Annotated in this window: 21 protein-coding genes; 14 read left to right on the top strand and 7 right to left on the bottom strand. The window is 40.4% G+C overall.

The features are described from left to right. Nucleotides 1-65 precede the first annotated feature (65 nt). The 6 genes from KIP84_RS17035 to KIP84_RS17010 all read left to right on the top strand — a co-directional run bounded on the left by KIP84_RS17035 (nt 66) and on the right by KIP84_RS17010 (nt 5,740). A complete protein-coding gene (locus tag KIP84_RS17035) occupies nt 66-596 on the top strand; it encodes a CHAP domain-containing protein (protein WP_213688961.1) in 531 nt (176 codons plus the stop codon). 133 nt (nt 597-729) lie between these two features. Continuing rightward, nucleotides 730-2,529 (top strand): excinuclease ABC subunit UvrC, encoded by a 1,800-nt coding sequence (gene uvrC / locus KIP84_RS17030; protein WP_213689862.1) that lies wholly within the window; start codon nt 730-732, stop codon nt 2,527-2,529. A 121-nt stretch (nt 2,530-2,650) separates the two neighbouring features. Beyond that, a complete protein-coding gene (locus tag KIP84_RS17025) occupies nt 2,651-3,445 on the top strand; it encodes a thioesterase family protein (RefSeq protein WP_078224386.1) in 795 nt (264 codons plus the stop codon). Nucleotides 3,446-3,563: 118 nt separating this feature from the next. After that, nucleotides 3,564-4,151, top strand: a complete 588-nt coding sequence (gene pgsA / locus KIP84_RS17020) for a CDP-diacylglycerol--glycerol-3-phosphate 3-phosphatidyltransferase (protein ID WP_002114808.1) — start codon at nt 3,564-3,566, stop codon at nt 4,149-4,151. Between the two features lie 126 nt (nt 4,152-4,277). Then, nucleotides 4,278-5,132: a methylated-DNA--[protein]-cysteine S-methyltransferase gene (locus KIP84_RS17015; RefSeq protein WP_174725240.1), complete on the top strand. Its 855-nt coding sequence runs from the start codon at nt 4,278-4,280 to the stop codon at nt 5,130-5,132. Further along, nucleotides 5,129-5,740, top strand: a complete 612-nt coding sequence (locus KIP84_RS17010) for an alpha-ketoglutarate-dependent dioxygenase AlkB (protein ID WP_213688960.1) — start codon at nt 5,129-5,131, stop codon at nt 5,738-5,740. The genes KIP84_RS17015 and KIP84_RS17010 overlap by 4 nt, the downstream gene beginning before the upstream one ends. A 184-nt stretch (nt 5,741-5,924) precedes the next feature. Here KIP84_RS17010 and KIP84_RS17005 read toward each other — a convergent pair whose 3' ends face one another. Then, nucleotides 5,925-6,698, bottom strand: a complete 774-nt coding sequence (locus KIP84_RS17005) for an IclR family transcriptional regulator (RefSeq protein WP_002114686.1) — start codon at nt 6,696-6,698, stop codon at nt 5,925-5,927. A 367-nt stretch (nt 6,699-7,065) separates the two neighbouring features. Between KIP84_RS17005 and KIP84_RS17000 the strand changes: the two genes are divergently transcribed. The 4 genes from KIP84_RS17000 to KIP84_RS16985 are packed head-to-tail and all read left to right on the top strand — an operon-like array spanning nt 7,066 to nt 10,527. Continuing rightward, on the top strand, nt 7,066-7,197 hold the full coding sequence (locus KIP84_RS17000; RefSeq protein ID WP_002115031.1) for a hypothetical protein: 132 nt from the start codon (nt 7,066-7,068) through the stop codon (nt 7,195-7,197). Next, a complete protein-coding gene (locus KIP84_RS16995) occupies nt 7,188-9,287 on the top strand; it encodes an FUSC family protein (protein ID WP_032038064.1) in 2,100 nt (699 codons plus the stop codon). Before KIP84_RS17000 ends, KIP84_RS16995 begins: the two co-directional genes overlap by 10 nt. After that, complete coding sequence (locus tag KIP84_RS16990) at nt 9,280-9,486, top strand: DUF1656 domain-containing protein (RefSeq protein ID WP_002115096.1); 207 nt, start codon at nt 9,280-9,282, stop codon at nt 9,484-9,486. The genes KIP84_RS16995 and KIP84_RS16990 overlap by 8 nt, the downstream gene beginning before the upstream one ends. A 39-nt stretch (nt 9,487-9,525) precedes the next feature. Further along, nucleotides 9,526-10,527, top strand: coding sequence for an HlyD family secretion protein (locus tag KIP84_RS16985; protein ID WP_213688959.1), 1,002 nt, complete (start codon nt 9,526-9,528; stop codon nt 10,525-10,527). A gap of 43 nt (nt 10,528-10,570) precedes the next feature. Here the strand turns inward: KIP84_RS16985 and ruvX are convergent, their stop codons facing one another. The 3 genes from ruvX to recN form a co-directional block, all read right to left on the bottom strand. Then, the gene (gene ruvX, locus KIP84_RS16980; RefSeq protein WP_002115066.1) at nt 10,571-11,011 is read right to left on the bottom strand and encodes a Holliday junction resolvase RuvX; all 441 of its coding nucleotides are present in this window, start codon (nt 11,009-11,011) and stop codon (nt 10,571-10,573) included. Next, nucleotides 11,011-11,565 (bottom strand): YqgE/AlgH family protein, encoded by a 555-nt coding sequence (locus KIP84_RS16975; protein ID WP_002114753.1) that lies wholly within the window; start codon nt 11,563-11,565, stop codon nt 11,011-11,013. Before KIP84_RS16975 ends, ruvX begins: the two co-directional genes overlap by 1 nt. Before the next feature lie 123 nt (nt 11,566-11,688). Next, on the bottom strand, nt 11,689-13,356 hold the full coding sequence (recN, locus tag KIP84_RS16970; RefSeq protein WP_069122154.1) for a DNA repair protein RecN: 1,668 nt from the start codon (nt 13,354-13,356) through the stop codon (nt 11,689-11,691). 114 nt (nt 13,357-13,470) lie between these two features. Between recN and KIP84_RS16965 the strand changes: the two genes are divergently transcribed. The 4 genes from KIP84_RS16965 to KIP84_RS16950 all read left to right on the top strand — a co-directional run bounded on the left by KIP84_RS16965 (nt 13,471) and on the right by KIP84_RS16950 (nt 16,986). Beyond that, nucleotides 13,471-14,781, top strand: coding sequence for a tetratricopeptide repeat protein (locus KIP84_RS16965; RefSeq protein WP_213688958.1), 1,311 nt, complete (start codon nt 13,471-13,473; stop codon nt 14,779-14,781). Between the two features lie 76 nt (nt 14,782-14,857). Next, a complete protein-coding gene (locus KIP84_RS16960) occupies nt 14,858-15,184 on the top strand; it encodes a pyrimidine/purine nucleoside phosphorylase (protein WP_002115102.1) in 327 nt (108 codons plus the stop codon). 102 nt (nt 15,185-15,286) lie between these two features. Further along, on the top strand, nt 15,287-16,036 hold the full coding sequence (rlmB, locus tag KIP84_RS16955) for a 23S rRNA (guanosine(2251)-2'-O)-methyltransferase RlmB (RefSeq protein ID WP_213688957.1): 750 nt from the start codon (nt 15,287-15,289) through the stop codon (nt 16,034-16,036). Nucleotides 16,037-16,071: 35 nt separating this feature from the next. Further along, nucleotides 16,072-16,986 (top strand): DMT family transporter, encoded by a 915-nt coding sequence (locus KIP84_RS16950; RefSeq protein ID WP_174724350.1) that lies wholly within the window; start codon nt 16,072-16,074, stop codon nt 16,984-16,986. Here the strand turns inward: KIP84_RS16950 and coaE are convergent. Genes coaE through KIP84_RS16935 form a run of 3 tightly spaced genes read right to left on the bottom strand, consistent with a single transcriptional unit; the run spans nt 16,983 to nt 19,667 of the window. Further along, on the bottom strand, nt 16,983-17,579 hold the full coding sequence (gene coaE / locus KIP84_RS16945) for a dephospho-CoA kinase (RefSeq protein WP_032070755.1): 597 nt from the start codon (nt 17,577-17,579) through the stop codon (nt 16,983-16,985). The two genes, KIP84_RS16950 and coaE, sit on opposite strands and share 4 nt — an antisense overlap. A 1-nt stretch (nt 17,580) precedes the next feature. After that, nucleotides 17,581-18,441, bottom strand: coding sequence for an A24 family peptidase (locus KIP84_RS16940; RefSeq protein ID WP_002114758.1), 861 nt, complete (start codon nt 18,439-18,441; stop codon nt 17,581-17,583). Then, complete coding sequence (locus KIP84_RS16935) at nt 18,441-19,667, bottom strand: type II secretion system F family protein (RefSeq protein ID WP_125738580.1); 1,227 nt, start codon at nt 19,665-19,667, stop codon at nt 18,441-18,443. Before KIP84_RS16935 ends, KIP84_RS16940 begins: the two co-directional genes overlap by 1 nt. Nucleotides 19,668-19,670 lie beyond the last annotated feature (3 nt).

Raw genomic sequence — 19,670 nt, 5'->3', positions numbered from 1 at the left:
AGGCAATTTTGATTCTACAATGGCGCGGTTTTTTCGAAGACTGGTCAGCGGAAGTAGGTTTTAAAATGGCTCATGCTCATCACGCAGCTCATGCACATGTTCATCATATCGAGGAGAGAAAAGAAGACAGTTCTCAAGGTGATTTAAAAACAAAAGTGATGTTAACACAAGCAGCTTCGACGACTGAAAAATCTAAGCGATCTAGAACTAAAAATCATAAAACTGAAGACCAAAATATTAATTTGCATAAGTTCTCGAGTAAGCTCGAAAGTATCTCTGCCAACCATAGTAAAGAGAAATGTGCCAAAAATATCCGTATTGCTCTACAAGCGGCTGGAGCAGATGTGTCAAAGCATCCTGTAGCTGCTTCTGATTGGGGGCAAACTCTAGAAAAGAATGGTTATAAGAAAATTAAACCTGCTTTCAACCGTCCACAAGAAGGTGATATTTACATTATTGAGCGAACTAGTGGCCACACCTATGGTCATATTGCAGGCTATACGGGCAATGGTTGGTTCTCGGATTTTCGTCAAAAAACCTATGCGGTCTACAAAGAAAAAGACGTTAAATATAGTTACTATCGTCTAGATTCTTAAGCGAGTACGACACAATTTGTCGGACCATATTTAAATTGCTTTCCAAATTTATGTTCTAGCACAGTAAAGCACTTGAAAATTAGGGGTGAAAACATCACATTAGGTATTCAGTATTAAGCCATGCATGCCAATAGTGAATCAAAACGCTCGTCCTCATATTGAAAAAATTTTAGCCAACATGACCCAGCTTCCAGGTGTTTATAAAATGCTAGGGAAGGAGGGTGAATTGTTATATGTCGGCAAAGCAAAAAATCTAAAAAATCGGGTATCGAGTTATTTTGTTAAAACGATTGAGCATCCTAAAACGCAAGCTTTAGTTGCACGAATTTATGATATTGAAACTTTGGTTACTCGTTCGGAAACTGAAGCTTTACTCTTAGAACAAAACTTAATTAAACAACATCGTCCGCCTTATAACATTATGCTGCGGGACGATAAGTCTTATGTCTATATTTTTGTTTCGGCTGATAAGCCTTATCCTCGGCTTGCCAGTGGGCGTGGTAAAGGTAAGCACCAAATTGGTAAGTTTTTTGGCCCGTACCCAAGTGCCTATAGTGCACGCGATACGTTACTGGTTTTGCAAAAACTTTTTAATGTGCGTCAGTGCGAAAATAGCTATTTCTCACAGCGCAAGCGTCCATGTTTGCAATACCAGATCAAGCGGTGTTCAGCTCCGTGCGTAGGTCTGATTTCGCCCGAAGATTATAAAGAAGACGTTAATAATAGTATTCGCTTTTTGCAAGGTGATACCAAAGAGCTTAATCAAGAGCTCATTGCCAAAATGGAACAAGCAGCGGCTGAGCTTGAATTTGAAAAAGCTGTTTTTTACCGTGATCGTTTATCTTTATTGCGTGAAGTACAAGCCCAACAAGCCGTATTTAAAGTCAAAGGCGAAGCGGATATTCTGGCAATTGCATATCAGGCAGGCGTGACATGCGTGCAAATTATGTATGTACGCAGTGGGCGAATGCTGGGTGGAAAAAGTTATTTCCCTGACATGCTCGGTGATGATCTTGGGCAAATGCTTAGTGACTTTATGGCGAACTTTTACTTTCAAGTTGCAGATGAAGTTCCCAATGAGCTTATCGTAAATATTGCTTTGCCTGACTGTAAAGAATTAGAGGAAGCGCTGGCACAGCAGTTTGGCAAAAAAGTTCAGATTAAGAGTAATGTTCGAGAAACTCGTGCCGAGTGGCTGGAGCTAGCCGAAATGAACGTTCAACATGCCATTAAAGGGCAATTGAGTAATCATTTAGAACTTAATGAACGTTTCCATCAATTAGAGCAAGTGGTAGGAAGACCTGTCGATCGTATTGAGTGTTTTGATATTAGTCATACCATGGGTGAAGCTCCAATTGCTTCATGTGTCGTGTTTGACCAAGGCGGGGCGCGTAAACGTGACTACCGCCAATTTGCCATTCAAGACATTACAGCAGGCGATGATTATGCTGCTATGCGTCAAGCTTTAACACGTCGTTATAAAAAAGCCATATTGCCTGATTTACTGTTGATTGATGGTGGTAAAGGCCAGCTCCATATGGCAATGGAGGTCATGCAAGAGCTTGGGCTAGACGCTTTTATGGTGGGTGTATCTAAAGGTGAAGGGCGTAAACCCGGACTTGAAACCCTGCATTTTACCGACGGCACAAAAATCCAGTTACCAGAAGACCATAAGGCATTGCATTTGATTCAGCAGGTGCGTGATGAGGCCCATCGTTTTGCGATTACCAAACATCGTGCTAAACGTGACAAACGCCGTAGTACCTCAGTTTTGGAAGCAATTCCAGGGTTAGGGCCAAAGCGCCGTCGAGATTTATTAACCCATTTTGGTGGGATTCAAGGTGTTTTAAAAGCCTCTGAAAAAGAGCTTACTCTTGTGCCCGGTTTTGGTGAAATGATGGCAAGAACGATTTATAAAATTCTGCATGAATAAAGATAGGTTTCTATGCCGAGTGACCAAATAGTTGGCATATAAGTACAAGAATGATCATTCACATTCCCTTTAAAATGATGAAAGATGTTTTATCAAGAGTCGGAGTGCTTTAGGGAAGTGAATGTCATTACTGCAATTATTTGAAGAAATAAAACAAAAGGAATGGATTGAAATACCTGAAGGGTGGTTGCAGGGGCGAACTGTTTTTGGTGGTCTTGTTGCTGGACTACTCATGCAAAAAGCCTGCTGCAATATTCAAGATCCAAATAAAAGATTATTAAGCTGTAGTATTACTTTTGTGGGGCCTGTACAGCAGGGACCTGCTCAATTGACTATTGAAATTTTAAGAGAAGGGAAATCGGTCACTACGCTTGAAACCCGTTTATGGCAAGATGGTGCGGTACAAACGATTTTGGTCGCAAGCTTTGGTGTGCCGCGTGCGTCGAATATTGAAGTGCGACATGAGCCTAACATTCCAGTTTATAGGCAACCTGAAGAGTTACAACCTATTCCTTTTGCTAGACAAATGCCAGAATGCTATCAACATTTTGATGTATGCTGGGCGGAAGGTCATTATCCTGTTACAGGAAGTCAGTATGCTGACTTTGGAGGATGGTCAAGGTTTAATCCCGATAAGCATGAAAATCGTCAAATGACTTTGCCAGATTTAATTGTTTTGATGGATATTTGGCCGCCTGGTGTATTGCCGATGTTTAAGCAAGTTGCTCCTGCAAGTTCTTTAACTTGGCACATTACCTATGTCCATCCGTTCCAACATCAATTGTGTGACTGGTTTAAATATAAAGTGGTAACTGAATATGCAGGTGAAGGTTATTCCACAGAATATGCCCATCTTTGGGACCAAAATGATCATTTAATTGCAATTTTACGGCAAACTGTTACGGTATTTACCTAAGCAGTCCACTTCCTCGATTCATATATTTCGTATAAAGTGGCTGTTACAGATAGATACAATATTGAAGAAAGTATTTTTGTCTGTTACAAGATGCATGAAGACTTAATTGGCGGTGTTTATGACCACAGGGCGAATCCTGAATATCCCAAATATCCTAACATTAGCGCGTATCGCGCTTATTCCTGTATTTTTGGTGATCGCGTATTGGCCGCCTGCAATGGGTATTGGTGAGCACGAAGGAAGTATGAGTCGTCATATTATCTTGACGGCTATTTTTGTGTTTGCTGCTATTACCGATTGGTTTGATGGCTATTTAGCACGAACTTTAAACCAGACTTCAGCATTTGGCCGTTTTTTAGATCCAGTTGCAGATAAGCTCATGGTGGCGGCTGCACTGATTGTTTTAGTGCAGTGGAATCCAACCATTTCAATGGCTTTTGCCGCAATTGTTATTATTTCACGGGAAATTACAGTTTCTGCTTTACGTGAATGGATGGCTGAACTTGGCGCACGAACCAGTGTAGCAGTATCGACTGTGGGTAAATATAAAACAGCCTTTCAAATGATTGCCATTAGTGTGTTCTTACTTAATTGGCAGCCTTTAGAAATGCTTGCCTATGCTTTGTTATATACAGCGGTCATTTTAACTTTATGGTCTATGTTTATTTACCTCAAAGCAGCTTGGCCTTATTTAAAGCAACCTTAAGTGCATATTGAATGATGAAGCCTTTCTACGATGAAAGGCTTTTTTATTTTTGAAGAGTGCAAGAATCGGGTCGTCATGGGGCTTTAGCTACTTTAATGTAAGATATAAGTGCTAAGGAGGTGACACATGCAAATGCTTTCTTCTCGGCAATTTGCTGTAATTGCCACTGTGATTGAATATTTATATGAACATCTAGACCAGCAACCCAGTCTGGACGATGTTGCGAGCCATATGAATTTAAGTTCAGGTTATATTCAACGCCAGTTTCAAGAATGGGTAGGGATTAGCCCGAAAAAATTTGTGCAATATATGAGTTTGCAACAGGCCAAATATCATTTGTTGCAACAACGGAGTTTATTGGAAACCGCTTTAAATACGGGTTTATCTGGCACAGGACGTTTACACGATCTGTTTATTCAGCTTGAAGGGATGACGCCTGGGGAATATAAACAACAAGGCGAAGGCGTTATTCTTAATTATTCGGTTGAGACAAGTCCCTTCGGTGAGTTGTTGGTGGTCAGTAGTGAAAAAGGAATATGTTCTATACGGTTTATCGAAACTCACGACAATATTGAACAACTAATTAAACAGTACTTTCCGAAAGCTCAATTGAAAAATCAGTCACCGATTTGGCATCAACAAATTGCAAAGTGGTTTGAACAGGATTTTTCAGAACACTTACAGCAGAAACTTCCTCTTAATTTGGCTGGAACCCCATTTCAGCTACAAGTATGGGAAGCCTTGCTCACCATTCCAGAAGGTCAATTGCGTACTTATCAAGACATTGCAGAGCAAATTGGGAAGCCTAAAGCAGTCAGAGCCGTTGCTACTGCAATTGGACAAAATCCGATTGCATATCTGATTCCTTGCCATCGAGTGATCCGTGCCACAGGGATGGTCGGAGAATATCATTGGCAAAAGGGGCGTAAATTGGCATTGTTAGCTTGGGAGATGTCAAAGCAACATGGAGAGACCGTATGACCTTGGATTTATTTTCTCCAGATCCTTGTGAGAATTTATTACCCTACGATGGTGAAGTTCAGGACTATGGTTGTATTTTAAGCCTTGAAGAAGCTGAACAATATTTTCATTATCTTTATCAACACCTCGCATGGAAACATGACGAGGCTAAGTTGTATGGCAAGCACTTTATTACAGCTCGAAAAGTTGCATGGTATGGAGATGATTACTATCAATATAAATATTCGGGTGTCGCACGTGATTCTTTACCTTGGGACAAAGCACTCGCCAAACTAAAACAACAGGTAGAAAAAATACTTTCAGAAAAATTTAATTCTTGTTTGGCAAATCTTTATGAAGATGGAACCCAAGGAATGGCTTGGCACAGTGACTCGGATGTTTCTTTGGCAAGAACGACAACAATCGCCTCTTTAAGCTTTGGTGCTACTCGTAAATTTTCTTTTAGACATATTCAAAGTAAAGAGAAAGTTGAATTGTGGCTACAACCAGGCCAACTCATTGTGATGCGTGGTGAGACTCAACAATATTGGCAACACCGTTTAAATCGCTCAACAAAGATTTTACAACCACGTATTAATCTTACTTTTCGGCAATTTAAGTTTTTATAAAAATAAGACAAGAAAAAAGCCCATGATGGCAGCATGAGCTTATTCCTCTGAGGGGGATGCTTCTACTGATGAGCTGCTGATGAAAAGAATCATCAATAGGAGCTAAAATCATAATATGAGAATATTGTGATATATTCAATGTTTTAAAGTGTAAGAAAACTTTAAATTATCATAAGGTGGAGTTTTAGATTTCACCTTTTTCAGATAATTCCATAAAACGTTGTTCAATAAGTGCCGCATTTTCTTGCAAAATTTCGATAAGCTTTTCAACGTTTAAAAAATCAAAACGATTTTTAGAGGCAACTAAGGTCAAAGCTAAAGGTACTTCTTTGTTTGAAAAACGAACAGGAACAGCTAGACCTGAAACATTTGGGTCAATCTCACCTTGTGAGAAATAGAACCCTTGTTTTTTAATTTTACGCATACGCTGAATAAAGCTCGGTTCATCTTCAGCAAAACCTGATTGTTTTAATTCTTGCTGGTAACGGTGGTAGTAGTCCTGCATGCGCTGTTTACTTAAATGCGAAACCATTGTTTTTGGAGATGATCCAACGTAAATCGGTCTTGGGCAGCCTCGGCCATATGAAAGTAGCTCAGTGTCTTTAAATATTTCATGATGTATGTCAATGCAATAATCATCATTTAAATAGGTAAGCAAACAGCACAGCTCGGTACGCTCTACAATATTTCGCATAAATGGCGTGCTGATTTGAACCAGTGGGTCGGTTGTTCTAGATATATAGTCAAGAACTGCAATTTTTGAGCCTAAGGTATAATCGCCAGAGGTTCCATTAATGCGTTTTAATAGATCAGCTGATACTAGCTCTTTGAGGTAACGGTAACTCGTTGGTTTGGACAAGCCAAGTTCTTCGCAAATAATATCGACATTAATGATTGGACGCGAAACTGAAAATAGGTCCAGTACGGTTAAAATTTTGCCAAAACTTGAAATTGCCATAATGTCTTGTTCGTATCCTTTAACAACGAGTCATCTTTGAGTTTTTATAACAGAAAAAAAGAAGGTTTGTCTCAATTCTAAAATAAATGCCTGATTTGAGTATTTTACTCTGACAAAGAGAAAAGTTCTCTCGGCTTATACATCATATACGATAATTAAAAAATATATCAAATTATCAAATAGAGATATTTTAGTTGACTAAATCGCTTTATTTTGAAAAAATTGCCAAACAAAATATCTAATCGAGAAATTGATCGGTTCCAGATTGATTTCTTGATACCTCTTCTTTCCAAAGCTTGGCCGTTTAAATGGCGCCCAAACTGAAATCATTTCGGCCAATCAGGCGAGATGTGGAAAAATCATTGTATTGAAGGATGCTCCTCATATCATTTGCTTTGAGGCAAATGGCAAAGTTGTGTTGTCTTTAGAAAGACAATCAAATATTGAAGGGCATGCTCATCAGTTCAAATCTGTATTTGAGATGAGTTCATGTTATTAAAGCAAATACTGGCGTTTCGCCCGAGTAGGCTTGATCTGATCTTTGCCTTAAAAACATTTATTGCCGGAATGTTGGCACTATTTGTTTCGTTTGAATTAGATCTGATTAACCCGATGTGGTCGATTGGTACGGTCCTGATTATTGCCAATCCATATTCAGGAATGGTGTCTTCTAAATGTGTCTATCGAGTGGTAGGGACAATTGGCGGAGCTGTGATTGCCTTAACTCTAACACCGCATTTAATTAATACACCTTGGATATTTACCGTGGTGTTGTCGTTGTGGGTGGGTTTTGCGCTTTATGTGTCGTTACTCGATCGTACTCCACGTAGTTATGCTTTTATGCTGGCCGGTTACTCGACAGCCATGATCGTCTTCAATGCGATTACCTATATTGATCAATACAATATATTCGATATTGCTTTAGCTCGGGTCATAGAAATTTCGATTGGTGTGATTTCAAGTGCAGTGGTTTCTGCCACGATTCTTCCAATGCATATTGGCTCGGCAATTAAACAGCGGGTGATAAAAACCCTAAAAGATACAGAGAATCTGTTTGCTAATTTATTAAATACAGATTCGCAGCAGAACAATACTCAGCTCTTGGCTGCCATTACTCGCGACACCACAGATATTCATGCTTTGGCAGTACATTTGAGCTATGAAAAGGGCGAACTGCATGGTATGACCAAACCCTTGCAGGAAATGCTTCATCAAATCTCAATGGTGGTGGCTAATCTAGTCGCTTTATCTGAGCGTATTAAGCAGCTTAAAGAACTTCGGTTTATCGAGACTCATGCAGAAAAACTGCAACAGCTTTCAGCTCATGTTGTACAGTTTTTAGAGCAAAAAGATCTAATCGTTGATGAAAATATTTTGCAGTTGCCTGATGAGTTTGAAAGCGATTTTGCAAGTTTGATGGAGTCGGCTTCTACACACCAACAAGTTTTGGTTGCAGCCATGAAAATGGATGTGCGCCATTTCATTAGCAATGTTTTAGCGGTTAAAGTCTTGTGGCAGCGAATTCAGCAAGGTAATAAAGAAATTCCTGACAACATTACCCCAATGACGACCAAATATCCAAGTTTGCACCGTGACCATGGTGTAGCGATACGAGGCGGTATTAGTGCAGTCCTAATTACATTTATTGTGACTGGAGTCTGGATTGTTTCGGGGTGGAAAGCTGGATTTATGATGGCACAAATGGGCGCAGTAACCGCCTGTATTTTAACGGCCTTAGATAACCCAGTTCCAGTTTTGCGTATTTTTATCTGGGGCAGTATTGCTTCAGCAGTTTTAGTTTTCGTTTATGCATTTGGTATTTTCCCACATGTCACCACTTTTTGGGAACTTGGACTGGTTTTGTTGCCGATGTTCTTATTCGCAGTGTCTATGATGGCTAACCAGATGCTGATGCCAGTAGGTATGGTGCTGGGTATTAATACCATGATGGGACTAAACTTGCACAATGCTTATAGCATGGATGCGGTGTCTTATCTTGATAGTTCATTTGCCATGATCTTAGGTGTTTTAGTGTCTTTGATTGTCATTGATGTTGTTCGCGCCATGTCACCAGACACGAGTGCAAGCCGTATTTTAGCCTTGCATTACCGTGCCATGCGACAAGCGATCTATCTGCCATATGGTCTTGATTTTAAAGTTCATCTACGCAGTATGCTAGATCGGATTGGGATTCTAAACAGCAAAATGGTGCAATCAGACGAGATTAAAACTTCAATTCATCAGGCCCTGATTGAGTCGAGTAGTATTGTTGATTTAAGCCGATTGCAAGAGTTAGCCAATCAGTTTCCCCAAACATCCGAACTCACTCAGCATATTGGCGATTTGCAACAAAATCTGGATGAGTTGTTTAGAGCTAAAGAAAACGATGAAAATGATACGACCGCTTTAGTAGAGCGAATCTACCGAGCGTTATTTGAATTAAAACAGCTTGCTTCAAATGTTGAAGATATGACTATGCGACAAAGACTACTCATTTCACTGAACAATATTGCTTATAGCATGTGCCATGTTTCATCAGAGCAGATGAATGAAAACAGCACCCTGAGAGGAGCCACAGCAAATGGGTGAGTTTAATGTTTATGGTATTTATGTGCCTTCTTTGCTCGTTCAAGCACTCTTGGCATATATCTGTTTCCGTGGGTTAAGTCCTTTAACAAATAAGTTGATTGCACAAGGCTGGATTGCATTACCTAGTATTTTTAATTTGTGTTTTTACCTCTTATTACTTTTGGTAATACATCAAATTTTTGTTGGGGTCGGTGCGTAGAGATGTTTGCGAAATTAAAGATTGAGTTAGGTGAGTGAAATGAATCAGGTGGATTTGAAAAAAGTCATCCGTCCAGTAATTTTGATTGTCGCATTAATGGTGGCAGTCTATAGCATTGTGCATTTATGGAATTACTATAATGCGGCGCCGTGGACACGCGACGGTCGAGTTCGTGGTGACGTTATTCAAGTATCTTCGGATGTTGCGGGGCTTGTGACAGAAGTATTGGTTCAAGATAACCAGACTGTAAAAAAAGGTCAGGTGCTCTTTAAAATTGATGTTTCTCGCCGAGCTTTAGATGTAGAGCAGGCAAAATCTGATTTAGCAAAAGCAAATGCAGCTTTTGCCCAAGCGCAAGCTGGTTTAGCACAAGCAAAAGCGAACCTGATTAAATCGGATACGAATATTAAGTTAGCCGAGAAAAATGCAAGCCGCTATTCAAACCTTATGGATGGCGCTATCTCTAAACAAGAACAAGATCAAGTTTTCGCAACTCGTGATCAATCTCATGCTGAACATGAGCAACTCCAAGCTGCTATTCAACAAGCGGAAGCAACTGTTAAGCAACAACAGGCTCTGATTGAGGCGGCAACGAGCAACTTGCATTTGGCCGAGCTTAACATGCATCGTGCTGCGGTAATTGCTCCAGCTGATGGTACTTTATCTAACTTCGATATGCGTCCAGGTAACTATGTTCAAGTTGGTCAGGCTGTTGCGGCATTACTTGACCGTAAACAACTCTATGTTGTGGGCTATTTTGAAGAGACGAAGTTAAACCGTATTCATGTCGGCGATCAGGCCAGTGTACAGTTAATGGGTGATAGCCAGAAAATTAAAGGCCATGTACAAGGTATTGCATCTGGTATTGAAGATCGTGAACGCTCAAGCAGCTCTAAACTTCTTGCCAATGTAAATCCAACGTTTAGTTGGGTTCGTTTAGCGCAGCGTGTGCCTGTAAAAATCGTATTGGATGAAACACCAAAGAACCAGCTTGCTTTCGTCTCTGGACGTACGGCAACTGTGCATATTATCGAGAAATAAAACGAGAAATAAAAAAGGAAGGCTTTAGCCTTCCTTTTTAATATTACGGGGTTAAACCGACTGGATTTCGATACCAACTCTGAATGAGTAAGGCGGCTGCAAAACTATCTGCAGAAAGTTTTTTTGCTCGACCTTGCTCTTGGTAGAAACCGAGTTCTTCTCGTGCTTCACGTGTAGTTAAACGCTCATCTACCATTAATGTTTCAATATTGGTTTGATGGCGTAAACGTCTCGCAAATTTGCGGGCACGTGTAGAAAGTTCTGACTCGCTATCATCCATATTCAAAGGCAAACCAACCAAAAATAGATCAGGTTGCCATTCTTTCACGATTTTTAAGAGCTGATCCCAGTTTGGAATACCATCTTTCATCACAAATAGAGGGAGGGGATTGGCACTTTCAATTGAGGACTGGCCAATTGCCATTCCCATTTTTTGAGTACCAAAGTCAAAAGCCATAATCGATTTTGATTGTGTTTCGGTCATTAAGCATGTCCGATTTCAGATGCTAACCATGCACGATCTACACCGATCTTTTTATAAGCTGCATCCCAACGATCGTCATAAGGCAGGTTAAAAATTAGGTCCATATCGGCATCACAAATGAGCCAGTCACCGCGCGTAATTTCATCTTCTAACTGGTTTTTACCCCAGCTCGCATAACCTAAAGCAATTTGATATCGGCCGACACCTTCATTGTGGGCAATCGCATCAAGAATATCTTTACTGGTAGTAATACAAACATTTTCACCTACAGCAATAGATGAATGCCATGTCGGTTGTCCAGTATGAAGAACGAATCCAGCCTCGGGACGTAATGGCCCACCTTGTAAAACCACATGTGGATTTACATTGTCTGCTTCAATGTCGAGATCATTGAGTAATTCTTTAATTTGAATGCCGGAAGGGCGGTTAATAATAATGCCTTGAGCACCTTCTTCATCATGACGGGCAAGATAAATTACAGTGTTTGCGAAAAAGTCATCTGCCATTTCTGGCGGGGCAATCAGACAACGGTGAGTCAGATATTGTTTGGTCACCTAAGCGGTTCTCCCTCAAAAAATGTCACTAGAGGGTCTCTCGACCCTTTTATCTATATAGGTTCTTTTTATCAACATACAAGAGTTAATCGGATTTCGCCAATCTTTTTCTCTCATTTTTTATTAATTTGAAGAAGCCTGAAATTTAAGTTGGCGTAATTGTTTTGCGTGTTGCAAGGTTGTTTCATTAATTTCAACACCGCCTGACATGCGTGCTAACTCAGAAATAATTTGATTTTCATCAAGTTGTACAATGGTACTGCTTGCCGGATCAGTTTGTTGCTTTTTAACTAATAAATGCTGATCTGATTGTGCAGCAACTTGTGCCTGATGGGTAATACATAAAAGTTGAACATGTTGGGCTAAGTCTGCAAGTAAACGTCCCACAACTTCTGCTGTACCACCACTAATCCCGACATCAATTTCATCAAACACTAACACTTCTGCTTCGGTTTTTTCAGCGTTCATGACTTGCATAACTAACGCAATACGTGAAAGTTCGCCACCTGAAGCGACGCGTGCTAATGGTTGTGGAGGAATACCCTTATTGGCAGTAAATAATAGCTGAATAAAGCTTAAGCCTTCAGCGGTAGGTTGCTCTAATGGTTCAAACTTAAACTCAAAATGTGCTTCTGGTAGTGCTAAAGGTTTGACTTGTTCGGTTAATTGTTTAGCAAGTGGGGCAGCAGCTTCACGGCGAATATGGTCTAAATGCTGAGCTTTCTCTAAGAATTCCTCATGAGACTTTTCAACTTGTTCTGCCAATGTTTCTGGGTCTTCAAGTTGATGCAATTGCTCAAGCTCACTTTGCCAAGCTTCATATTCTTCTTTAAGTGTTTCTGGTTGAGTTCGGTATTTACGTGCCAGACGGTGGAAAACTTCCAACTTGGAATTTAGTTCTTCCATTCGTTCTGGATCAAAACTTTGTCGATCAATAAATTGACGCAAGTTTGCCGTTGCATCATCTATTTCACTTTGAGCATTGAGTAAAGAATTATAAATCTCGGAAAGTTGTTCGCTACGGCCCGCGTGGGATTCTAATCTACGAATAATCGAAGACATTTCTTGAGTAATGTTTTGCTCAGCTTCATCAAGCACATTTAGGCTGTAGCTACAATCTTGCATGATATGTTCATGATGACTGAGGCGATCGAACTCTTGCTCAATTTCTTTATAGTCAGTTTGAATGACCTCTTCGAGCTCTTCAATTTGATGCTCTAAAGTACCAATACGCTGCAGTCGGGTTGCTTGTGCATCTAAGGCTGCTTGATGCAAACGAATGGTACGTTGCCATGTGCTATAGGCTTCACGTACATCATTCGCTTCAGCATAAAAATTGTTATAACGATCTAACCAATGCTTTGGATAAGGTGGTTCAAGCAGCTGCTGCTGGCTGTGCTGACTATAGAGCTGAACCAGCAAGCGACCTAATTCTTTGAGTTCAGATAGACTGCTCGGGCGTCCATTGACCCATGCTTTACTACGGCCAGTTGCAAAAATAACACGACGTAAATGAATTTCCCCAGAATCATCATCTAGCTCGTGGTCTTGGAGCCATTTTGCTTCAGGACTATTATTTTGATAGGTAAAAACAGCGGTGATATCCGCTTTGTCCGAACCGTAACGGACATAATTTGTATCTGTACGTTCCCCTAGGCAGGCAGAGAGTGCATCCAGTAATAATGATTTTCCGGCACCTGTTTCGCCTGTTAGAACATTAAATCCTTGTTCTATATCAATAGCCAAATGATCAGCTAATGCAAAATTAATTAAAGTTAAATGTGTGAGCATAAACGCATCCAACGCGCCAAATTATGGGTTAAAGATAGAGAAGTTTTGAATTTGCTACAAGTGATCTATTATTCTAACTGAAATTATAGAACAGCAAGATTGCGGATATTTACAATGAAAAAAACATTAAGCTTACCGAAACCACCAATAGGGATGATCAACCGCCATAAAAAAAATAATCCTGCGGAAATGAATAAAATTTTAAATCAGCATTTTAATGCATTTAAACAGGCAGCAGCACAAGGGGATTATGCCAAAGCTTATCAACATGTTAAACAAGCTGTTAATTTGGTTCCCAAGCATACTGGCGCCTTATCAGATTTAGCTTATACCGAATTACGCTTAGGCCGTTATAACGATGCCTATCAACATTATTTACAAGCGATTCAAGCAAGTGGAGCTAACGTAAATACAAACTTATATGATGGGCTCACAGAAGTTTGTCATCATTTAAAGAAAAAAGAAGAAACAATCAAATTTGGACGCTTGGCAATTGCAACCAAAAAAGAACTAGCGAAGAGCGAACCTGTTTTGGTAATTCCAGATCAGGTACCACCAACCTTTAGTGCAAACCCTCAAGAAAATATTATTGCTTTTTCATTGTTTGGGGCAAACCCTCGCTATTGTGAAACCTCTATTTTAAATATTCAGTTAGCCAAACAAATTTATCCAGAATGGACGTGTCGCTTTTATGTCGATGATACTGTGCCAGTACTGGTGCAACAGCGTTTAAAAGAGAAGGGCGCGCAAGTTATTCAAGTTACAGATTCTCAAAAACAGCTATCTGGTTTGTTTTGGCGCTTTTTTGTAATGGATGATCCGACAATTAAGCGTTTTCTGATACGTGATGCCGACTCCATTGTCTCGCACCGCGAAAAAGCAGCTGTCGATGCTTGGCTCAAGAGTGATAAATGGTTTCACTTAATGCGAGACAATTATTCTCATACCGAGTTAATTTTGGCGGGAATGTGGGGTGGATGTACGGGGATTTTTCATAATATTGAAGCACATATCAGGGATTATGTTGCCACCGGACGTTATCTGGATAATCGGGTGATGGATCAGCATTATTTGCGCTACTGTATTTGGCCGACTTTAAAACAAAGTGTGCTTATACACGATAGCCAGCAATTCGATTCAGAAGCTATCGATTTTCCAGTTTATGATCTGGCGTTAATGCAAAACGACAGCGAAAATTTTCATGTAGGAATGAATGACGGTTCACCGGTAGTTGCTACAGCAGTTGCCCATCCAACTGCACAGAGAGTGTGTTGGGTACTTCTAGATGAAAATCAGGTCGAAGTTTGCAGATACGATGCAATTGTGTCGAATAGTCGAAATATTGAGATTAACTTACCTTATGCTTTTGCCAAAAAAATTCAGGCACAGCAGTGGAAATTACAAGTCTATCCGTATGAAAACTGATTGATTAGTTATTTAGGCACAATTAAACTACATTCATCATAATTTATATAAATACGGCATTATCTGGAGAGTGTGCATGAGTTCAACCCAATTTGATCATGTAACGGTCATCAAAAAATCAAACGTTTATTTTGGTGGAGCATGTATCAGCCATACCGTGCAATTTGAAGATGGAACAAAAAAAACACTAGGTGTTATTTTGCCGACTGAGCAAGCTTTAACTTTTGAAACCCATGTTCCTGAGCGTATGGAAATTATTTCAGGTGAATGCCGTGTAACAATCGCGGACAGTAATGAAAGTGAGTTGTTCCGTGCAGGCCAATCATTTTATGTGCCTGGTAATAGTCTTTTTAAAATCGAAACTGATGAAGTGCTCGATTACGTGTGCCATTTAGAAGGCTAAGAAATTCCTATTCAAATCGGGTACACTATGCCCAAAGAAATCCTGTGAAGTTGGCTTTGCAGGATTTTTATTTTTTTGCTCAAACGTTGTTAGAGGTCATGCATGGCAAAACCGGAATATTATTATGGCGTTCATTCAGTGGAGTCATTGTTAGAACTTGAGCCGGAACGTGTGCTAACCCTGTTTACTTTAAAAGGACGGGATGACCAGCGTTTGCAAAAGATTTTGCAATTGGCAGAGCCTTTTGGAATTAGTGTACAAAAAGCAAGCCGTGATAGTCTCGAAAAGCTTGCAGGTCTACCGTTTCATCAAGGTGTGGTTGCAGCAGTACGTCCGCATCCGACTTTAAATGAAAAAGATCTAGATCAGATCTTGGCTGAAACCCCAGATGCTTTATTGCTGGCATTAGATCAGGTGACAGACCCGCATAACTTAGGGGCTTGCATTCGTACCGCTGCTGCAATGGGCGTGCAAGCAGTGATTGTACCTCGTGATCGTTCGGCAAGTTTAACCCCAACAGCTCGTAAAGTTGCAGCGGGTGGAGCTGAAAAAGTTAAATTCATTCAAGTAACAAATTTGGCTCGTACATTAGCCCATCTCAAAGAGACGACTCATACACGTGTGATTGGCACTATGCTTGATGAAAATGCAATGCCAATTCAAAAATGTGATTTCTCTGGCCCAGTCGTGATCGTAATGGGAGCCGAAGATACAGGTTTACGCCCAATTACACAGGCACAGTGTGATCATAAAGTTTATATTCCGATGTCTGGAAATTTACAGAGTCTAAATGTGAGCGTGGCAACAGGTATGGCACTTTATGAGGCTTGCCGTCAGCGTTCTGAGGTATAATCTAGCTGCCTTTCTAGTTTGTAAGCAGTCTTGATATGTCTCCCCGTAAGCAAGGTTATTTTTTTGTATTGGTGACCATGTGCATTTGGGGCGGGTTTACACTTTTTGCCCGTTTAAATGCACAATGGCACATCAGTGCTTGGGACATTGCTGCACTACGCTTTGCTATCGCCTTCCTGATTTTGATGCCGATTCTGATCTATAAGAAAGATCTCGCTTTTTTATGGAGTAAGCACGCTGTTATTTTGGCACTCATTGGCGGAGTTATTTATTGTCTTACCGTCTATACCGCGTTTCTCTATGCTCCCGCTGCACATGCTGCCATTTTTTTAAATGGTTGTATTCCTATTTGTACTGCAATTGCAGCATACATTTTATTTAGACAACCATTTGATAAGCATACATGGGTGAGTCTGGCAATTATGATCACTGCCTTGGCTCTCATGAGTGTGTTGATGTTGCAAGGTAATGCTTCTGCTTTTGGCATGGGGGATTTACTTCTTTTTATTAGTGCGATTTGGTGGGGCATTTTCACTGTATTACTTAAACAGTGGAAACTTTCCGCATGGCACTCTATGGCGAGTGTTGCGATTTGGTCTGCAATTATTTACTTACCCATCTATGTTTTATTTTTGCCTAAACATTTCATGGAAGTCAGTCCTGTTCATCTAGCGATACAGGGCATTTTCCACGGTGTGTTTGTTGTTATTATCGCAACTTTGACTTATGTAGCAGCGATTCAGCGACTTGGTGCTTTTAAAACGGGAAGTATTGTTACTTTGGCGCCGTTTATTGCTGCCATTTTAGCTGTACCTTTACTTGGCGAATCATTAAGTCCATCAATTGTTGTGGGCTTGGTTGGAATGGGAATCGGTGCCTTACAACCTTGGCGCTGGTTTCGACAAGATAGCTTGGCACAAAAGATTCAGCAGCAAAATAAGCAAGATTAGTTGGCGCGCTTCAAATAGCTTTGATGTAAAGGTTCTAATTGCTGATATAAATGTTCAAGTAATCCGTCATTAAACACAATGTCATTGGCAAGTTCACGTTTACGTTCGCGTGGCATTTGCGCTGCAATAATTTTCTGAATTTGTTCTTGGTTTTGCCCATCACGTTGGCTTGCACGCTGAATTTGAGTTTGTTCACTCGCATCAACTAATAAGGTGTGGTTCACCAATTCATGCTGGTTAGTTTCAAAAAGTAGGGGTGAAACTAAAATCACATAAGGACTTTTTGGGTTTTGTAGCTGTTGAACAATAGATTGGCGAATGGCTGGATGCGTGATTTTCTCAAGTGTTTGTCTTGCTTCAGGGTTTTGAAAAATATATTCACGTAGTGCACGGCGGTCTAGATTGCCGTCGGGTTGAAGTACCCAATCTCCAAAAGTTTGTTGGATTTTTTGAAGGGCAGGTTGGCCTTTTTCAACCACTTCGCGAGCAACAATATCGGCATCGACGACTTGGATTCCTTGGGATTCAAACCATTGTGTTGCAGCAGATTTTCCACTGCCAATACCACCTGTGACTCCCAGAATAAAAGCCATCTTAACCTCCCAAATAAATTTTCATAATTTGGTCACCCCATAAAAAGGCAACCCAACCCGCAATGGCAATATATGGCCCAAACGCAAAGGGCTGATTATCATTACGTAATTTTAGTAAAATGATGCCAATAATTGCACCGAGTAAAGATGACAATAGCACAATTAATGGCAGCATCAATGGTCCCATCCACGCGCCTAATGCGGCAAGCAATTTAAAGTCGCCGTAGCCCATACCTTCTTTGCCTGTAATCACTTTAAATAAGTAATACACAATCCAAAGACATAAAAAGCCGATTAAATATCCCCAAATGGCTGAGTTAGGTGAGGTGTAAATATTAAAGGTATTAATACCTAAGCCGAGAGCAGCCAAAGGTAGGGTGAAACGGTCAGGTAGTAGCTGAGTATCAAAGTCTATAAATGTTAAAGCAATCAAAATCCAAGTGAGCACTAGCCCCCAAAGCATTTGTAGGGTTGGACCAAAAACCATGACGACTACTAATGAACATAGCATCGTGAGTAATTCAATCGCTGGATAACGAATGCTAATAGGATGTTGGCAATGGCCACATTTTCCTCTTAACATTAACCAGCTTATAACTGGAATATTTTGATACCAACGGATCGGTTGCTGACATGCAGGACATGATGAAGCAGGTTTACTTAATGTCAGCTTTTCATGCTCAATGATGGGTAGTTCGGGATTAAGCAACATTTGACATTCCTGCTGCCAATCTTGTTCCATCATTTTGGGGGTGCGATAAATTACCACATTCAAAAAGCTACCAATACATAGGCTCAATAGTGCGACTGCAATATAAAGTGCAGTTAAGTTTTGAATAAAATAAGCAATAATTTCTTGCATTATATGACTGAGCCCATTTGGAAAATTGGAAGATACATAGCAATCACTAGACCGCCTACCAGCACCCCTAAAATTGCCATGATTAAAGGTTCCATCATTGAAGTTAAACCATCAACGGCATTATCAACTTCATTTTCATAATAAGTGGCAACTTTATCGAGCATGCTGTCTAGCGCACCAGATTCTTCACCAATTGCGACCATTTGTATAGCCATAGATGGAAAACGATTTGAAACACGCATTGCAAATTGGAGTTGTTGACCAGTAGCAACATCTTCACGAATTTTCATGACGGCTTCTTCATAAATGACATTGTTGGTTGCACCAGCAGTTGATTCAAGGGCATCAATGAGTGGAACACCAGCGGCAAACGTGGTGGCTAAAGTACGGCTATAACGGGCAATAATCGCCTTATAAACCAGATCACCAAAGATAGGGAGTTTCAGTGTGAGTTTATCTAAGCCATCACGAAACTTCTTGCTTCGCTTTTTAGCTTCCAGAAAGGCAGCAATAATTGCCCCAATCACAATAATCATAATGAACCAGTATTCCTGCATCCATTTCGACATATTCACGACCATTTGGGTGAATGCAGGTAAATCTGCACCAAAAGAAGAAAACAGGTCTTGGAAAACAGGAACTACTTTAACCATCAAAATAATGGTAACAACCACAGCAACCACGATGACCGTTGCTGGATATTTCATAGCCTTCTTAATTTTCTGTTTAAGCAATTCACTTTTTTCTTTATAAATTGCAACGCGGTCCAACATGGTTTCAAGCGCACCTGATTGTTCACCAGATTCTACAAGAGAACAGAACAAGTTATCGAAGTGTTGAGGATACTTTCTTAAAGCTGAGGCAAAGGTACTACCACCTTCAACCTCACCTTTAATCCCGAGTACCACCTCGCGCATGGCTGGGTTTTCTAGACCCTCCGCTACAATTTCAAAGCCTTGTACCAGTGGCACACCTGCTTTCATCATCGTTGCAAGTTGCCTAGTAAAAATTGTGATATCGAGTGTTGATACTTTCTTCTTGAATAAACCCTCAAGAATATTTTTACGCTTTTCCCGAATATTACGGACAGTTACACCTTGTTTGCGTAGAGTGACTTTAGCTAAGGCCATATTCTTAGCTGGAAGTTCGCCCTTAATTTTTACGCCCTTACGGTCAACCCCTTCATAAGCAAAAGTCGGCATCATTTGTGCCTTTTTGACAGTCATGAA

The sequence above is a fragment of the Acinetobacter sp. BHS4 genome (assembly GCF_018454425.1).
Classification (GTDB): Bacteria; Pseudomonadota; Gammaproteobacteria; order Pseudomonadales; family Moraxellaceae; genus Acinetobacter; species Acinetobacter pittii.
This window is presented reverse-complemented; position numbering and strand designations above follow the sequence as displayed.

What these genes read in the sequence shown, in the direction of transcription:
- recN (WP_069122154.1), bottom strand. Translation starts at nt 13,356, where the DNA reads ATGCTCACACATTTAACTTTAATTAATTTTGCATTAGCTGATCATTTG.
- KIP84_RS16940 (WP_002114758.1), bottom strand. Translation starts at nt 18,441, where the DNA reads ATGCAAGAAATTATTGCTTATTTTATTCAAAACTTAACTGCACTTTAT.
- KIP84_RS17025 (WP_078224386.1), top strand. Translation starts at nt 2,651, where the DNA reads ATGTCATTACTGCAATTATTTGAAGAAATAAAACAAAAGGAATGGATT.
- KIP84_RS16965 (WP_213688958.1), top strand. Translation starts at nt 13,471, where the DNA reads ATGAAAAAAACATTAAGCTTACCGAAACCACCAATAGGGATGATCAAC.
- KIP84_RS16985 (WP_213688959.1), top strand. Translation starts at nt 9,526, where the DNA reads ATGAATCAGGTGGATTTGAAAAAAGTCATCCGTCCAGTAATTTTGATT.
- rlmB (WP_213688957.1), top strand. Translation starts at nt 15,287, where the DNA reads ATGGCAAAACCGGAATATTATTATGGCGTTCATTCAGTGGAGTCATTG.
- pgsA (WP_002114808.1), top strand. Translation starts at nt 3,564, where the DNA reads ATGACCACAGGGCGAATCCTGAATATCCCAAATATCCTAACATTAGCG.
- KIP84_RS16950 (WP_174724350.1), top strand. Translation starts at nt 16,072, where the DNA reads ATGTCTCCCCGTAAGCAAGGTTATTTTTTTGTATTGGTGACCATGTGC.
- KIP84_RS16995 (WP_032038064.1), top strand. Translation starts at nt 7,188, where the DNA reads ATGTTATTAAAGCAAATACTGGCGTTTCGCCCGAGTAGGCTTGATCTG.
- coaE (WP_032070755.1), bottom strand. Translation starts at nt 17,579, where the DNA reads ATGGCTTTTATTCTGGGAGTCACAGGTGGTATTGGCAGTGGAAAATCT.
- KIP84_RS17035 (WP_213688961.1), top strand. Translation starts at nt 66, where the DNA reads ATGGCTCATGCTCATCACGCAGCTCATGCACATGTTCATCATATCGAG.
- KIP84_RS17010 (WP_213688960.1), top strand. Translation starts at nt 5,129, where the DNA reads ATGACCTTGGATTTATTTTCTCCAGATCCTTGTGAGAATTTATTACCC.
- ruvX (WP_002115066.1), bottom strand. Translation starts at nt 11,011, where the DNA reads ATGACCGAAACACAATCAAAATCGATTATGGCTTTTGACTTTGGTACT.
- KIP84_RS17015 (WP_174725240.1), top strand. Translation starts at nt 4,278, where the DNA reads ATGCAAATGCTTTCTTCTCGGCAATTTGCTGTAATTGCCACTGTGATT.
- KIP84_RS17005 (WP_002114686.1), bottom strand. Translation starts at nt 6,698, where the DNA reads ATGGCAATTTCAAGTTTTGGCAAAATTTTAACCGTACTGGACCTATTT.
- KIP84_RS16990 (WP_002115096.1), top strand. Translation starts at nt 9,280, where the DNA reads ATGGGTGAGTTTAATGTTTATGGTATTTATGTGCCTTCTTTGCTCGTT.
- KIP84_RS16935 (WP_125738580.1), bottom strand. Translation starts at nt 19,667, where the DNA reads ATGACTGTCAAAAAGGCACAAATGATGCCGACTTTTGCTTATGAAGGG.
- KIP84_RS16960 (WP_002115102.1), top strand. Translation starts at nt 14,858, where the DNA reads ATGAGTTCAACCCAATTTGATCATGTAACGGTCATCAAAAAATCAAAC.